The organism is Variovorax sp. 10N412, from assembly GCF_056394985.1.
Genome location: NZ_JBFTIO010000005.1, coordinates 123,629 through 139,063, shown reverse-complemented (window position 1 = coordinate 139,063; position 15,435 = coordinate 123,629). Strand labels below are relative to the sequence as shown.

The window sequence follows — 15,435 nt, the reverse complement described above, 5'->3', positions numbered from 1 at the left end:
ATGCGGCGCGTTCAGCGGATATCGCTGTCGCCTTCCAGCAATTTTCGCGCAACGATGACGCGCATGATTTCGTTGGTGCCTTCGAGAATCTGGTGCACGCGCGCGTCGCGCACCAGGCGCTCCAGAGGGAACTCGCTCAGGTAGCCGTAGCCGCCGTGCAGCTGCAATGCGTCGTTGCAGACGTTGAAGCCTGCATCCGTCGCGAACCGCTTGGCCATCGCGCAATAGGTGCTCGCGTCGGCATGGCCCGCGTCCAGCTTCGACGCGGCCAGCCGCACCATCTGCCGCGCCGCGACCAGCTCGGTCGCCATGTCGGCCAGCTTGAACTGCAGCGCCTGGAAGCTCGCGAGCGGCTTGCCGAACTGCTGGCGCTCATGCAGGTAGCGGCGCGCCGCGTCGAGCGCGCCCTGCGCCGCGCCCACCGAGCAGGTTGCGATGTTGATGCGCCCGCCGTCGAGCCCCTTCATGGCGATGCGAAAGCCCTCGCCCTCCTTGCCCAGCAGGTTCTGCGCAGGCACGCGCACGTTGTCGAAGTTGATGGTGCGCGTGGGCTGGCTGTTCCAGCCCATCTTGTGCTCCTTCTTGCCGTAGCTGATGCCCGGCGCATCCGCCGGCACCGCGAAGGCCGAGATGCCGCTCGCACCCGCGCCGCCCGTGCGCGCCATCAGCACCAGCACGTCGGTGGCGCCCGCGCCCGAGATGAAGGCCTTGCCGCCGTTGATGACGTACTCGGCGCCCTGCAGTTCGGCGCGCGTCTTCAGCGACCCAGCGTCCGACCCGGCACCCGGCTCGGTGAGGCAGTACGACGCCAGCTTGCGCCCGCTCGTCAGGTTTTCACCCCACTGCTGCGCCACCGCATCGGTCGCCCAGGTGCCCAGCATCCACGTCGCCATGTTGTGGATCGTGATGAAGGCCGTGGTCGACGGGTCGACCGCGGCCATCTCCTCGAACACCAGCGCGGCATCGAGCCGCGGCAGGCCGAGGCCGCCCACGCGCTCGGGCGCATAGAGCCCGCAGAAGCCCAGTTCGCCGGCCTTGGCGATGGCTTCCTTCGGGAAGATGGCTTCCGCATCCCACCGCGCCGCGTGCGGCGCAAACTCGGCCCGGGCAAAGTCGCGCGCGGTCTGCGCAAAGGCGTTCTGTTCTTCCGACAGTTCGAAGTTCATTGCTCGCGGCCCTTCCAGCGCTCCAGTTCTTCGGTCCGTTTCCGGGTCGATTTCTCCAGGCACGCGTTGAATACCAGCGGCCAGATGGAGCCGCCCTCGTTCGCTTTGGCAGCGCGCTTGCAAGCGGGGTCGCGGCCCTTGAGCCAGGCCCGTTGCTCGTTGCGCAGCGCGACGCGCATCTGCGGCGAGAGCGTGTTCATCACCTCGCCGTACCGGATGTTGAGCACGGCATCGGCCGCGCGAAAGTCGCGCACCGCGCAGTCGTTCATCTGCAACTGGTTGCCATTGGGGTTGCAGTCGACCGGGTCGGCCGCGGCGGCGGCCTGCGCCCCGCCGGCGAGCAACGCAACCGTCGCCACCGCGCCCCAGGCCGCACTGCGCAGCCCGTGCCTGCGAAACCCATGCCTCATTTGAGGCTGATGGTGGTGTTGACGCCGTGCGAGACGGTGCTGTCGTCGAACCAGCGTGCCGTCACGGTCTTGGTCTGCGTGTAGAACATGATGACCTGCTTGCCGTACGGCCCCAGGTCGCCGAGCTTCGAAGCGCGCGAGCCGGTGAACGAGAACATCGGCACCGGCACCGGGATCGGCACGTTGATGCCGACCTGGCCCACGTCGATGTCTTCCTGGAAGCGGCGCGCCGCGGCGCCCGACTGCGTGAAGATCGCCGTGCCGTTGCCGTTCGGGTTGCTGTTGATCAGCTCGATGGCTTCGTCGATGGTCTCGGCCTCGGCCACGCACAGCACCGGGCCGAACACTTCCTGCTCATAGATCGTCATGCCAGGCTTCACGCCGGTGAAGATCGTCGGGCCGACGAAGTTGCCCTTCTCGAAACCGGGCACGGTGGGCTTGCGGCCGTCGAGCACCAGCTTGGCGCCGTCGGCCTGGCCGCGTTCGATGAGGCTGTTGACGCGGTCGTAGGCGGCGCAGGACACCAGCGGGCCCACGTCCACGCCCTTCTCGGTGCCGGCGCCGATCTTCAGCGTCTTGGCCTTGGCGATGAGCTCAGGCACCCAGTTGCGCGCCTCGCCCACCAGCACCGCCACCGACACCGCCATGCAGCGTTGGCCGGCCGCGCCGAAGCTCGCGCCGGCGATGGCGTTGAGCGTCTGCTCCTTGTTGGCGTCGGGCATCACGATGGCGTGGTTCTTCGCGCCCATCATGCATTGCGCACGCTTGCCGGCCAGCGTGGCGCGGTTGTAGACATGCGTGCCGACCTTGGTCGAGCCGACGAAGCTGATCGCCTTGATGTCCTTGTGGTCGCAAATGCCGTTGACGATGGCTTCGCCGCCGTGCACCACGTTCAGCACGCCGGGCGGAATGCCGGCTTCGAGCGCCAGTTCGCACAGGCGCATGGTGACCATCGGGTCCTGCTCGGAGGGCTTGAGCACGAAGGTGTTGCCGGTGACGATGGCCATCGGGAACATCCACAGCGGGATCATGGCGGGGAAGTTGAACGGCGTGATGCCGGCGCACACGCCCAGCGGCTGCAGCAGCGTGTAGGTGTCCACACCGTTGGCCACGTTGTTGGCCAGCTCGCCGAGCTGCAGGTTGCCGATGTTCGAAGCGTGCTCGACCACTTCGAGGCCGCGGAACACGTCGCCTTCGGCGTCCGGCAGCGTCTTGCCCTGTTCGGCCGTGAGGATCGCGGCCAGCTCGCCCATGTTCTCGCGAATGAGCTGCTGCAGCTTCAGGAAGATGCGCGCGCGCGTGCCGATGGGGGTCTTGCGCCAGGTCTTGAAGGCTTCCTTGGCGGAGGCGACGGCGGCGTCCAGTTCGGCCGGGGTCGCGAACGGCACGCGGGCCAGCACCTGCTGCGTGGCCGGGTTGACGACGTCGCGCCATTCGGTGGTCTTGGACTCGACGAGCTTGCCGCCGATCAAGAGCTTGACGGTGGCGACCTGGGCGGTCGAGGCTCGGGGCTTGGCGGCGGTGGTGGTGGTGGTGGCGTCCATGTGTTTTGTCTCCTGTGATCCTGTAGGTCCTGCAAAAGCGACTACCGGTCTGGCCGGTTCAGCCGTGCATCCTAGCTTTGCAGATTTGCCATGACAATAGACAAATATGCGCGGGTGCTTTGCAAAAATGCAGAGTCCAGCCCCCAAGCAATCGGAGACACGCACGCACATGGACTGGGACAACCTGCGCTACTTTCTGGAGCTCGCCCGCTCGGGCACGCTGATGAGCGCAGCGCGGCGGCTCGAGGTCGACCACACCACCGTGGCGCGCCGCATCCAGGCGCTCGAGAAAGAGGTGGGCGCTCCGCTCTTCTCGCGCGAATCGGGCGGCCACCGGCTCACCGAGGCGGGCCGGCGGCTGCAGCCGCAGGTCGAGGCGATGGAAAGCGCTTTCCGGGCGGTGGAGAGCACGGCACCGGCCTCGCAGGAAGGGCTGTCGGGCCTGGTGCGCATCGGCGCGACGGAGGGCTTCGGCACCGTGGTGCTGGCGCCGCAGCTGGCGCTGTTCGCGGTGCAGCACCCCAAGCTCACCATCGACCTGCTGGCCATGCCGCGCCTGGTGCACCTGTCGCGGCGCGAAGCCGACATCGTGATTTCGCTCGAACGCCCGGCGCGCGGCCCGGTGGTCGTCAGCAAGCTGACCGACTACACCCTGCGGCTCTACGCCTCGAAGAAGTACCTTGCCGCGCACAAGCCGATCAGGACGCGCGAAGACCTGCGCGGCCACACCTTCATCAGCTACGTGGACGACCTGCTGTTCAGCAAGGAGCTTCAGTACCTCGACGAACTGCACCGCCCCGACAGCTTCGCCCTGCGCAGCACCAGCGTGCTCGCGCAGCACAGCGCGGTGGCGGCGGGTGCGGGCATTGCGGTGCTGCCGGCCTTCATTGCGGAGAAAGACAGCGCGCTCGAGCCGGTGCTGCCGGGACAGGCCAACTTCACGCGCACGTTCTGGATGTCGATGCCGGCGGAGACCAAGCACCTGGGGCGCATGCAGGCCATCTGGGAGTTCCTGCGCGAGACGGCGCAGGCGCAGCGAGCGCTGCTGTTGCCTGACGCCTGACACCCGCGGTCAGCGCCGCGGCGGGGCGATGTCCGGAAAATTCTGCGCCACGAAATCCACCACGAAGGCCTGCGGGTCCACGCGCTGGTTCTGCGTTTCCGCATGGTCGAGGTAGCGGCGCCAGAAATGGCGGATCTTGTCGGGCACGTCGTCGGCAAAGCCCATCTGCGCGCCGACCATCTCCTGCCAGGTACCGCTGGCCATGAAGGTCTGCGCGAGCCTGGGCTCCAGGGCTTCGAGCGTGGCCCGTTTCTCGTCGTCGAGCTGGTCGATCGCGTCCAGCACCAAGCAATCCACCAGCCGCAACAGCGGCCTTCCTTCGTATCTGCTCATCGTCCGCTCCTACGGCTCAGGAAAACATGCGCTTCCAGAGGCCGGGTCGCGGCGCCGGTTCGGCGGCTTCGGACTCGGCCTGCTCAAGCAATTCGATCAGTCCAGGCAAGCGCGGCTTCTTGAGCCGCCGCGCATACGCGAGGTAGCCCTCCTCCTCGTCCACGGTGTAGAGCTGCGGCGGCATCGGCAGGCCGGCCACACTGCCCAGCAGCACGCGCAGAGCGTCGAGCCGGTTCATGCGAATGGCGCTCATGAGAGCGGTCTCGCCGAGCGAGGGAACGATCTCGTTCGCGCCCGCAAGGCCCGCGGCCAGCAGCGGGCCGATGGCGGCGGCGTCGCCGGCGACGGCCGCCGCACCCAGTGCCTCGAGCGCGGTCAGTTTCCCGGGCGAGAGGCTGGCCTTGTACGCGTCGCCGCGCTTGTCGTTCTCGTCGCGCGCGTCGCCGCCGGTCATCGTCATGAAGTCGGTCACCAGCGCCACCGGCTCGCCCGCCGCATCGAGCGCCCAGAAGCTGGGGTAGCTGCCGTCGCCCCAACCCGAGCGGAAGATCACCGTGTTGCTCGCCGAGCCTGCGCCCAGCGGGTAGTGGTCGACGGTATCGGCGTCGCCCATCTCGCCGGCGAGCACGTCGTCGTAGTAGCTCACGTAGTCGGGATCGGCCGCTTCGCGCTGGTCGCGCTCGGCCATGGCGGCGGCGGCGTCGGTGTCCATGAAACAGCCGACGCCCGCATCCACCGGGTAGCCGTAGAACTCGCCCTCCCCCAAGGTTTCGAGCGTCTCCGGTGACTGTCCCTCGAGCAGCGCCATCTCCCAGCGCAGGTCTTCGGCGCGCACCCCGACGCGCTCACGCAGCCACAGCACCGCCAGTGCGTGATCGCCCCGGTCGTGCAGCACCTCGACGGGGAAGGCGCCGCGTTGCGGCAGTTCGCGCGCAAAGGGCGCTCGCTCGGGCTGCACCAGCGGATCGCACGCCACGATGCGCCCGCTCGTGAGGTTCAGCGGGCCGCAGGGCTTGCGCTGCAGATGGCGCGCGCGCAGCGCCTCGTCGTCGAGAAAAATGGCTTGCAGGTTGTCGATGTCGAAATAAGGCATGCGCCCAGTTTCTCACTCCCGCACATCGGCCGGCCACACGGCCGGATGGCTGCCTGGCGGCATCGAAGCGCGCGGCCATGCGGCGGGCGTGCGCGACAGCTGTGCGCCATGGCGCAGCGCGGCGAGCTTGCCAAAGCCGGAGTCCGAGGTTTCGACATAAGGCTGCAAGTCGGGCCTTGCGATCGACAGCCCGCCGGGCAGGCGCCCCAGGCTGCGCAACCACTGCCCGGTTTGCGCCAGCGACACCTGCACGTGCCAGCTGCCGCCCTCCTGCTGCTGGCGCCACAGCGCGGCGGCGGCGCCGAAGGCGATCAGGTAGCCGGTGGCCTCGTCGAGGATCTGCATGGGCAGCGGCCTGGGTTTGCCGTCGCCTGCGGCCTCTCCCTCGGCGTGGTTGAAACCCATGGCCGTCTGCACCAGCGAGTCGAAACCGCGCCGGCCGGCCCACGGCCCCTGCGTGCCGTAGGCCGAGAGCGACACGCACACGATGCCGGGCCGCAGCCGCGCCAGTTCCGCCGGCCCGAAGCCCAGCGACGCGACACCGCCGGGCCGGTAGCCCTGCACGAAGACATGCGCGTCGGCGGCAAGTTGCCGCAGCGCCCCACGGCCGTCGTCGGTGCGCAGGTCCACATGCGCCGACAGCTTGCCGCGGCTGGTATCGGCGATGGACTCGATGTTGGGCAGGTGCGGTGAATTGACGAGCATCACGTCGGCGCCATATGCCGCGAGCGCGCGGCCGCCCACCGGCCCCGCGAGGATGCGCGTGAGGTCGAGCACGCGCACGCCAGTCAGCGGCCGCTGGTCTTCGCGCAGCGGCGGCAGCAGGCGCGGCGGTGCGTCGCCGATGCGTTCGATGCTGAAGAGCGGTTGCGCCGCAACGGCCTGCCCCTGCGGCGTGGCGTCCCATTCGTCGAAGCGGCGCAGCGCGGTCGCGACCAGCCCTTGCGCGGCGGCAGCGTTCTCGAAATCCTGTGCGCGCCAGGTGGCCATCGCGGCTTCGGCGTCGGCACGCGTGCAGGTCGCGGGATCCAGCTTCATCAGCCGCAGCGCGCCCTCGCGGTGGTGCGCAAAGTTGGCATGGATGCGCACCCAGCCGTCGGCACAGCGGTACAGCCCCGAGAAGGTGTCCCACAGCTCGGGCACGCGGCCGTCCAGGCTGAACCAGCCGCAACAGTCGAGCGCTGCGTGCTGCATGTCGACGCCGACCTGCTGGCGCGCGGTGCCGCGCAGGTGGCCCAGTTCGCACGCCGCGAGCGCCGCCGCCGCGATGCTGCTCTGCGCGGCAGTGCCGACCGCGAAGGAAGACGGCAGCACCGGCTCGGCACCCGAGAGCCGCGCGAACGACAGGGCATCCGGCGGCAGGCCCGCCTGCCGCCAGATGCCGCCCAGAACTTCCATTGCGTCCATTGCCATCTCCTTCTCTCCTTCTCCGCCTCTCCAAAACGAAAAGGCAGGGCCCGCTCTCGCGGCCCTGCCCTTGGTGTGTCGTCGGGTTCGCAGCCTTACTGGATCAGCTTGGCGCCGGTCTTGGCCTGCAGCGCGTCGAAGGTGACGCCGGGCGCGAGCTCGACGACCTTCAGGCCCTCGGGCACCACGTCCATCACGGCCAGGTCGGTGATGATGCGGTCGACCACACCCACGCCGGTCAGCGGCAAGGTACAGGCTTCGAGGATCTTCAGGTCCTCGGTGCCGTCTTTCTTCTTCGCCACGTGTTCCATCAGCACGATCACGCGCTTCACGCCGGCCACCAGGTCCATGGCGCCGCCCATGCCCTTCACCATCTTGCCGGGGATCATCCAGTTGGCGAGGTCGCCCTTGGCGCTCACCTGCATGGCGCCCAGAATCGACAGGTTGATCTTGCCGCCGCGGATCATCGCGAAGCTGTCATGGCTGCCGAAGATGGCCGAGCCGGGCAGCGTGGTCACGGTCTGCTTGCCGGCGTTGATGAGGTCGGCGTCGGCGTTGTCTTCGGTCGGGAACGGACCGATGCCGAGCATGCCGTTCTCGCTCTGCAGCCACACTTCCTTGGTGCCGGTGTGGTTGGCCACCAGCGTCGGAATGCCGATGCCCAGGTTGACGTAGAAGCCGTCTTCGAGTTCTTGCGCGGCGCGGGCCGCCATCTGGTCTTGGGTCCAGGGCATCTCAGACTCCTTCTTTCTTGTTGGCGGGCACTGTAGGCACGGGCACGTCGGAACTGGCGGCAGCCTGCGCGATCACGGCCTGGGCTTCGACCTTGGCGGCGGCGGCGTCCACCGGTGCGGCGGCGCTCACGGTGCGCTTCTCGATGCGCTTCTCGGGCGTGGCGTTGAGCACGATGCGGTGCACGTAGATGCCCGGCAGGTGAATGTCGTCGGGGGCCAGCTCGCCCACTTCGACGATCTTCTCGACCTCGACGATGCACACCTTGCCGGCCATGGCGGCGGCCGGGTTGAAGTTGCGCGCCGTCAGGCGAAAGCGCAGGTTGCCCGACTTGTCGGCCACGTCGGCCTTCACCAGCGCCACGTCGGGCACCAGCGAATGCTCCATCACGTAGGTCTCGCCGTTGAACTCGCGCAGCTCCTTGCCCTCGGCCACTTGCGTGCCCACGCCGGTCTTGGTGAAGAAGGCCGGAATGCCAGCGCCACCGGCGCGCAGCTTTTCGGCCAGCGTACCCTGGGGCGTGAATTCGAGCTCGAGTTCGCCGGCCAGGTACTGGCGCTCGAACTCCTTGTTCTCGCCCACGTAGGAAGCGACCATCTTCTTGATCTGGCGCGTTTCCAGCAGCTTGCCGAGGCCGAAACCGTCGACGCCCGCGTTGTTCGACACCACGGTGAGGTTCTGCACGCCGGTGTCCTTCAGCGCGTCGATCAGCGCCTCGGGAATGCCGCAAAGGCCGAAGCCGCCGACCGCGAGCATCTGCCCGTCGGCGACGACGCCCTTGAGTGCCGCTTCTGCGGAGGGATAGATCTTGTTCACTCGGGCTCCTTGATGGATGAATGGGAGTGGGTGGGAAAGCCTTGAACCATACTACGTACCCGAATACGTAGTATTTCGTAATGGTGACCCCTGATGCCTGAGATCGACTATCGGCTGGCTTTCGACCACGCGCCCGTGGGCATGGTGGTGTCGAGCAACCGCACCATCGTCGCCTGCAACCTGCGCGTGTGCGAAATATTCGGCGCAACGCCCCCGGCGCTGGTGGGGCATTCGTTCAGCATCCTCTACCCCAGCGTGGCCGAGTTCGAGCGCATCGGCAAGCGCATGGAGCCCTTCCTGAACGCCAGCGGCCACTACGCCGACAACCGCATGATGAAACGGCTGGGCGGGCTGCACGGCGCCATGGCCGGCGAGACCTTCTGGTGCCACGTCACCGGCCACGCCATGAACCGCGAGGCACCGCACGAGGCCGGCATCTGGACCTTCGAAGACCTGGGCTCGCGCCGCGCCGTGAAGGCCGAGCTCACGCCGCGCGAACGCGAGGTGGCCGCCCAGGTGATGCGCGGGCTCACGTCCAAGGAAATCGGCAAGGCGCTGGGCATCAGCCACCGCACGGTGGAGCTGCACCGGGCGCGGCTGATGCGCAAGTACGCGGCAGCGACCACGGCGGAGCTGGTGCAGAAGCTGATCGCGGGCTGAGCGCGCGGGCGCGCAGCGCGGGGATCGTTGCAAAAACGGAAACGCCGTGTCCGTGAAAGGCGTGCGTCGGAGCCGCTGTGGAAGCCTATCTTGGAGGCATGCGGGCAAGCCGTCCGCACATCGTCCAAGGAGTCCGAAATGTCCACATCCCTTCATTCCGAAAAGAGCCTGCTGCTGCAGACACAAACGACTGTCGCGCGTGCGCATGCGCTGGCCGTCCAGAAGCTGCCCGTGGCGCTGACGCTCTCGGCCATCATCCTGTCCATCGTCAACGTCAGGCTGTAGCCGCATCAAGGGGCCGAGGACGGGGCGAGCCAGCCGCCCGTTGACGAGGCGCTCAAAGCCTGCGACCACGACGCGGCCAAGGCCACGCGCCGGCTCGGTGTTCACCGCAACACCGTCTACCGCCACCTCGCGCGGGAGCGCGGCACACCGTCCGCGCACTGGAAGACGCCGGCCAACCGCCGGGCCAGCAGGTCCATCGCAGCGGGCACTGCAACGCTTCAATTGCTCATCAGGCTATAGCGAGGCATTCGTGGATGCGCGCTGCGCCACTGCGGGCACAACCAAAGACTGACTTGCCCCGCCTTGCCGCAGCAGCCAGACTCGACGCATGGCTTTGCTGCAGCATTCATGACCCTTCCCAAACCCGTGCGGGGCCTGTCGGCCGTTCCCTCCACCTTGCGGATTCCCCTGGCCGCGCGCGCGTCGGGCGACCGCATGTTTCCCCAGGTGGCCGTGCGCGACGCCTACTCCGCCGGCATCCTCGAACGGATCCGCGACGATGGTCAGGCGCTGCCGGAAGAGCGCATGACCATCTACAGCATCCTCTCGCGCACGCGGCGCCTGCGCGGCCTGGCGCAGGAGTTCCTCAAGCGCCACCCCGCCGCGCGGGTGGTGAACATGGGTTGCGGGCTGAGCCACTACTTCCAGTGGCTGGACGACGGCAGGTGCCGCATGACCGACGCCGACCTGCCCGAGGTGCTCGAACTGCGCCGCGAGCTCATCCCCGAGACGAACGGGCGCCACGACCTTCGCGAACTCGACCTGACCGCGCCCGACTGGTGGGAGCAGCTGGGCCTGCCGGAGAACCGCAATGGCCCGCCCGTGTTCCTCTTCACCGAGGGCGTGCTGATGTACCTGGAACCCGCGCAGGTGCGGGCCGTGCTCGCCACCTTCGGCCAGCGGGCGCCCGCGGGCTCGGTGCTGGCCTTCGATGCCATGTGCTGGCTCGGGGTAGGCCGCGCGCAGCAGCACCCCTCGGTGCGCACCACCGGCGCGGAGTTTCGCTGGGGCGTGCGCCGCCCGGCCGAGCTGACGCAGCCACACCCGCGGCTGCAGCTGACAGCCACCTACCGCCTGCTCGAAGGCATGGGGCTGTCGTACACGCTGTTCGCGCCGATGGTCATGATGCTTCTCGGCGTCTCGCTGTATGCGGTCTACGCGCTGAGGGCATCCGACGGCGGCGATACATAAACGCACAATTCTCCGGATTGGCGGCTTTGTCCGGCCCGGGGTGCGCGGAATGGCTGACGCGCACGGCTTGCGCGGGCCTTCAGACTGTCTGCTCTTCCCGGTCACGGAAAGTCCTTAGCGCCACTTGCTGCATTAGGATCGTTCCGAAGCTCGCCTCCCAGGCTGGGCCATGCCGTTTCCCTTTTCCCAGACTCGCAAGATTCGCAACCCTCAAGAACCACATGCTTGATCGCCGATCCTTCCTTGCCGCCGGTGGCGCAGCCGCCGCACTCGCCGCACTCGGACTGCCCCAGGAGGCGCTGGCCGCCAACGGGCTGCAACTGAGCCAGCCCACGCCCTTTTCCTTCGACGCACTGGTCGCGCAGGCCAAGTCGCTCGCGGCCAAGCCCTATGTGGCGGCCGTGCCGCTCGCGCCCGACGTGCTGGAGCGCATCGACTACGACGCCCACGGCAAGATCAAGTTCGACCCGGCCAACGCGCTCTTCCGCGACGGGCCGGGCGCGTTCCCGGTCACCTTCTTCCACCTCGGCCGCTTCTTCCAGACCCCCGTGCGCATGCACGTGCTGGAAAACGCCGACGGCGACGCCTTCTCGCGCGAGGTGCTCTACAACGCCTCGTACTTCTCGATGCCGCCCGACAGCCCGGCGCGCGCACTGCCGCCCGGCGCGGGCTTCGCGGGCTTTCGCCTGCAGGAAAGCCGCCTGGGCGACCAGAGCAAGCTCGACTGGCAGAAGAACGACTGGGTCGCGTTCCTCGGCGCCTCGTACTTCCGCGCCATCGGCGAGCTCTACCAGTACGGCCTGTCTGCGCGCGGCGTGGCGCTCGACGTCGCGGTGCCCGACAAGGCGGAAGAATTCCCGACCTTCACGCGCTTCTACTTCGAGACCCCGGCGGCGAACAACACCACCTCGATGACGGTCTACGCGCTGCTCGAAGGCCCGAGCGTCACCGGCGTCTTCAAGTTCATCATGCAGCGCAACAAGTCCGTGATCATGGACACCGACGCGCGCATGTTCCTGCGCCGCGACGTGTCCCGCCTGGGCCTGGTGCCGCTCACGTCGATGTACTGGTACTCCGAAACCATCAAGCCCACCGCCATCGATTGGCGCCCCGAGGTGCACGACTCCGACGGCCTGGCGATCTGGAACGGCGCGGGCGAGCGCATCTGGCGCCCGCTCAACAACCCGACGCAGACACGCGCGTCCGCATTCGCAGACACCAAGCCGCGCGGCTTCGGCCTGTTGCAGCGCGACCGCGCCTTCGACCACTACCAGGACGGCGTGAACTACGAGAAGCGCCCGAGCCTGTGGATCGAACCGCTGGGCGACTGGGGCGAGGGCTCGGTGCAGCTCATCGAGATTCCGACCGACGACGAAATTCACGACAACGTGGTCGCCTTCTGGGTGCCCAAGGCAGACGCCAAGGCCGGCGCCAGCTACAGCCTGCAGTACCGCCTGCACTGGACCGACCAGGAGCCCTTTCCGTCGCCGCTCGCGCGCTGCGTGGCCACCCGCATCGGCCGTGGCGGCCAGCCGGGCCAGCCGAGGCCGCAGGGCGTGCGCAAGTTCATGGTGGAGTTCATCGGCCAGCCGCTGACCACGGTGCCCTTCGGCGTGAAGCCCGAGGTGGTGCTGACGGCGGCGCGCGGCAAGTTCTCGTACATCTTTGCCGAGGCCGTGCCCAACGGGGTGCCAGGGCACTGGCGCGCGCAGTTCGACTTCACGCCCGAAGGCAACGAGCCGATCGACATGCGGCTGTATCTGAAGAATGGGGATCAGACGTTGACGGAGACCTGGTTGTATCAGTACCAGCCGGGGTGATGCGGCCAGAGGTTCAACGCTGAGCCGCATTGTTGGCAATTGGTGAATAGACAAATGCCGCCCGGCGTCTTGGTGCGAACGGGTACTGCACCCAAACTTCCTTGCATCGGCAACGCCGCTCCGCGGCAACCTTCAAGGAAGAAATCATGACCCTCAAGCTCAACGACAAGATCGCCCTCGTCACCGGCGGCACCAGTGGCATCGGCCTGGCCACGGCGCAACGCTTCGTGGCCGAAGGCGCCCACGTGTTCATCACCGGCCGCCGCAAGGCCGAACTCGATGCGGCCGTGAAGGCCATCGGGCGCAATGTGACAGGCGTGCTGGGCGACGTGTCGAAGCTCGACGACCTCGACCGCCTCTACGCCACCATCCAGAAAGACAAGGGGCGGCTCGACGTGCTGTTTGCCAACGCGGGCGGCGGCAGCCTGCTGCCGCTGGGGCAGATCACCGAAGAGCACTTCGACAAGACCTTCGACACCAATGTGCGCGGCCTGCTCTTCACGGTGCAGAAGGCGCTGCCGCTGATGGCCAAGGGTTCGTCGATCGTGCTCAACGCATCGATCACCAGCGTCAAGGGCACGGCGGCCTTCAGCGTCTACAGCGCGACCAAGGCCGCCGTGCGCAGCTTCGCGCGCAGCTGGACAGTGGACCTGAAGGACGCAGGCATTCGCGTCAATGCGGTCAGCCCGGGCGTGGTGCCCACCGCAGGCTATGACCTGCTCGGCCTCACGCCGGAACAGATCAAGGGCTTCATCGACGTACAGGCGCAGAACATTCCGCTGGGCCGGGTCGGCACGACCGACGAGATCGCCAAGGCCGTGGTGTTCCTGGCCTCGGACGACAGCAGCTTCGTCAACGGCATCGAGCTGTTCGTCGACGGCGGCATGGCGCAGATCTGAAGATCAGCGCTTGGCGACCGACACGAGTTCCACTTCGAAGTTCAGCGTCGCGTTCGGCGGAATCACGCCGCCCGCGCCGCGCGCACCGTAGGCGATGGACGGCGGGCAGGTCAGCTTGGCCTTGCCGCCGGGCTTCATCTTCTGCACGCCTTCGGTCCAGCACGGGATCACGCCGTTGAGCGGGAACTCGGTGGGTTCGCCGCGCTTGTAGGAGCTGTCGAATTCCTTGCCGGTGTCGGGGAAGGTGCCGCGGTAGTGCACCTTGACCACGTCGGTGGCCAGCGGCGAGGCGCCGGTGCCTTCCTTGAGCGACTGGTAGATCAGGCCGCTGGGCGTGGTCACCGGGGCGGACTGCGCGAAGGCAGCGGGAACAGCAAGAACGGACACGAGCGCGGCACAGAAAAAAGACTTCACGAAACACCTCGAAGGTTGAGAGACCCCGATTATGGCCAGCGCCCGCACCACCCCTGTAAGGGGATATTCGGTGCCCGCGCCCCTGCATGGCCCCTGGTGGAACAGCCCTTGCTTTGCTGAATGTGCACTGTCACTATTCACGAAGAGAGGAAAGCCCCATGCATTCCACCGAAGCCACGCCGGGCCCATCGACCCGACCGACCGGAGCCGCCGCACACACCGGCACGGGCCATCTGAAAAAGGTGCTCGGTCCGTTCCAGCTCTGGGGCATCGCCGTGGGCCTTGTCATCTCCGGTGAGTACTTTGGTTGGAGCTACGGCTGGAACACCGCCGGCACGCTCGGCTTCCTGGTCGCCACGCTGCTGGTGGCCACGATGTACACCACCTTCATCTTCAGCTTCACCGAACTGTCGACCGCCATACCGCACGCAGGCGGGCCCTTCGCCTATGCGCGGCGCGCCTTCGGGCCCACCGGCGGCTTCGTGGCGGGCTTTGCCACGCTCATCGAGTTCGTGTTCGCGCCGCCGGCCATCGCGCTGGCCATCGGCGCGTACCTCAACGTGCAGTTCCCGGGCATCAACCCGAAGTGGTTCGCGCTGGGCGCCTATGTGATCTTCATCGGCCTGAACTGGGTGGGCGTGGGCATCGCGGCCGCCTTCGAACTCTTCGTGACCGTGCTGGCCATCTTCGAGCTGCTGGTGTTCATGGGCGTCGTCGCGCCGGGCTGGACCATGGCCAACTTCGTGGCCAACGGCTGGGCCGGCGGCAGCGTGCTCAACGGCGCGGCCATCTCGGGCATCTTCGCGTCCATCCCGTTCGCGATCTGGTTCTTCCTGGCCATCGAGGGCGCGGCCATGGCGGCCGAAGAGGCGCGCGACCCGCACCGCACCATTCCCATCGCTTATACGACTGGCATCGTCACGCTGGTGGTGCTGGCCTTCGGCGTGATGATCTTCGCGGGCGGCGTGGGCGACTGGCGCAAGCTCGCCAACATCAACGACCCGCTGCCGCAGGCCATGAAGGTGGTGGTGGGCGACAACAGCGGCTGGCTGCACATGCTGGTGTGGATCGGCCTGTTCGGGCTGATTGCGTCGTTCCACGGGATCATCATGGGCTACTCGCGCCAGATCTTCGCGCTGGCGCGCGCGGGCTACCTGCCGCGCTACTTTGCCGGCCTGAGCCCGCGCTTCGACACGCCGCACCGCGCGCTGCTGGCCGGCGGCGTGATCGGCGTCGTTGCCATCTTCAGCGACGAGTGGGTGCAGTTCGGCGGGCAGACGCTCACCGCCAACATCGTGACCATGGCCGTGCTCGGCGCCATCGTCATGTACCTGGTCTCGATGGCCGCGCTGTTCAAGCTGCGCCGCACCGAGCCGAACCTGCTGCGCACCTACCGCGCCCCCTTCTACCCCGTGTTCCCGGCCATCGCGCTCGGCCTGGGCGTGGTCTGCCTGGGCGCGATGGTGTGGTTCAACTTCATGCTGACGGTGCTGTTCCTGGTGCTGATGGCCGCGGCCTACGGCTACTTCCTGCTGACCTCGGCGCAGCGCAAGGCGGCGGCGCCCGACGAGATGCTTTCTTCATCGGCCACCAACGCCTGAA

General features: G+C 67.6%; 16 protein-coding genes. 7 read left to right on the top strand and 9 right to left on the bottom strand.

Annotated features, from left to right (window positions below):
- Positions 1–11: 11 nt before the first annotated feature.
- Genes AC1DJH_RS14735 through AC1DJH_RS14725 form a run of 3 tightly spaced genes read right to left on the bottom strand, consistent with a single transcriptional unit; the run spans position 12 to position 3,120 of the window.
- Positions 12–1,166 carry an acyl-CoA dehydrogenase family protein gene (locus tag AC1DJH_RS14735; protein WP_472115802.1) on the bottom strand — a complete coding sequence of 385 codons (1,155 nt, stop codon included), beginning with the start codon at positions 1,164–1,166 and terminating at the stop codon, positions 12–14.
- Complete coding sequence (locus AC1DJH_RS14730; RefSeq protein ID WP_472115805.1) at positions 1,163–1,576, bottom strand: lysozyme inhibitor LprI family protein; 414 nt, start codon at positions 1,574–1,576, stop codon at positions 1,163–1,165. Before AC1DJH_RS14730 ends, AC1DJH_RS14735 begins: the two co-directional genes overlap by 4 nt.
- On the bottom strand, positions 1,573–3,120 hold the full coding sequence (locus AC1DJH_RS14725; RefSeq protein WP_478186135.1) for a CoA-acylating methylmalonate-semialdehyde dehydrogenase: 1,548 nt from the start codon (positions 3,118–3,120) through the stop codon (positions 1,573–1,575). The genes AC1DJH_RS14730 and AC1DJH_RS14725 overlap by 4 nt, the downstream gene beginning before the upstream one ends.
- Before the next feature lie 169 nt (positions 3,121–3,289).
- Between AC1DJH_RS14725 and AC1DJH_RS14720 the strand changes: the two genes are divergently transcribed.
- Positions 3,290–4,183, top strand: coding sequence for a LysR family transcriptional regulator (locus AC1DJH_RS14720; protein WP_472115811.1), 894 nt, complete (start codon positions 3,290–3,292; stop codon positions 4,181–4,183).
- Between the two features lie 9 nt (positions 4,184–4,192).
- Here the strand turns inward: AC1DJH_RS14720 and AC1DJH_RS14715 are convergent, their stop codons facing one another.
- From AC1DJH_RS14715 to AC1DJH_RS14695, 5 genes are all read right to left on the bottom strand, one after another.
- Positions 4,193–4,516, bottom strand: coding sequence for a hypothetical protein (locus AC1DJH_RS14715; RefSeq protein WP_435439312.1), 324 nt, complete (start codon positions 4,514–4,516; stop codon positions 4,193–4,195).
- A 16-nt stretch (positions 4,517–4,532) separates the two neighbouring features.
- Entirely contained in the window at positions 4,533–5,609 is a 1,077-nt protein-coding gene (locus AC1DJH_RS14710; protein ID WP_478186134.1) for a DUF4241 domain-containing protein, read from the bottom strand.
- Between the two features lie 12 nt (positions 5,610–5,621).
- Complete coding sequence (locus tag AC1DJH_RS14705) at positions 5,622–7,016, bottom strand: CoA transferase (RefSeq protein ID WP_472116153.1); 1,395 nt, start codon at positions 7,014–7,016, stop codon at positions 5,622–5,624.
- Positions 7,017–7,111: 95 nt separating this feature from the next.
- Positions 7,112–7,750 (bottom strand): 3-oxoacid CoA-transferase subunit B, encoded by a 639-nt coding sequence (locus AC1DJH_RS14700; protein ID WP_478186133.1) that lies wholly within the window; start codon positions 7,748–7,750, stop codon positions 7,112–7,114.
- A 1-nt stretch (position 7,751) separates the two neighbouring features.
- Positions 7,752–8,564, bottom strand: coding sequence for a CoA transferase subunit A (locus tag AC1DJH_RS14695; RefSeq protein WP_478186132.1), 813 nt, complete (start codon positions 8,562–8,564; stop codon positions 7,752–7,754).
- A gap of 93 nt (positions 8,565–8,657) precedes the next feature.
- Here AC1DJH_RS14695 and AC1DJH_RS14690 point away from each other — a divergent pair, with 93 nt between their 5' ends.
- The 5 genes from AC1DJH_RS14690 (at position 8,658) to AC1DJH_RS14670 (ending at position 13,419) form a co-directional block, all read left to right on the top strand.
- The gene (locus AC1DJH_RS14690; protein WP_435487734.1) at positions 8,658–9,224 is read left to right on the top strand and encodes a LuxR C-terminal-related transcriptional regulator; all 567 of its coding nucleotides are present in this window, start codon (positions 8,658–8,660) and stop codon (positions 9,222–9,224) included.
- A gap of 138 nt (positions 9,225–9,362) precedes the next feature.
- Complete coding sequence (locus AC1DJH_RS14685; protein WP_472115820.1) at positions 9,363–9,509, top strand: hypothetical protein; 147 nt, start codon at positions 9,363–9,365, stop codon at positions 9,507–9,509.
- 348 nt (positions 9,510–9,857) lie between these two features.
- Positions 9,858–10,700, top strand: a complete 843-nt coding sequence (locus AC1DJH_RS14680; protein ID WP_478186131.1) for a class I SAM-dependent methyltransferase — start codon at positions 9,858–9,860, stop codon at positions 10,698–10,700.
- A gap of 221 nt (positions 10,701–10,921) precedes the next feature.
- On the top strand, positions 10,922–12,520 hold the full coding sequence (locus tag AC1DJH_RS14675; protein WP_478186130.1) for an OpgD/OpgG family glucan biosynthesis protein: 1,599 nt from the start codon (positions 10,922–10,924) through the stop codon (positions 12,518–12,520).
- A 146-nt stretch (positions 12,521–12,666) separates the two neighbouring features.
- Positions 12,667–13,419, top strand: a complete 753-nt coding sequence (locus tag AC1DJH_RS14670) for an SDR family oxidoreductase (protein WP_472115829.1) — start codon at positions 12,667–12,669, stop codon at positions 13,417–13,419.
- Positions 13,420–13,422: 3 nt separating this feature from the next.
- On the opposite strand, the gene AC1DJH_RS14665 is transcribed toward AC1DJH_RS14670, so the two are convergent.
- Entirely contained in the window at positions 13,423–13,833 is a 411-nt protein-coding gene (locus tag AC1DJH_RS14665) for an FKBP-type peptidyl-prolyl cis-trans isomerase (RefSeq protein WP_435439336.1), read from the bottom strand.
- Between the two features lie 158 nt (positions 13,834–13,991).
- On the opposite strand from AC1DJH_RS14665, the gene eat reads away from it, so the two are divergent.
- On the top strand, positions 13,992–15,434 hold the full coding sequence (eat, locus tag AC1DJH_RS14660; protein WP_435495052.1) for an ethanolamine permease: 1,443 nt from the start codon (positions 13,992–13,994) through the stop codon (positions 15,432–15,434).
- Position 15,435: the final 1 nt, after the last annotated feature.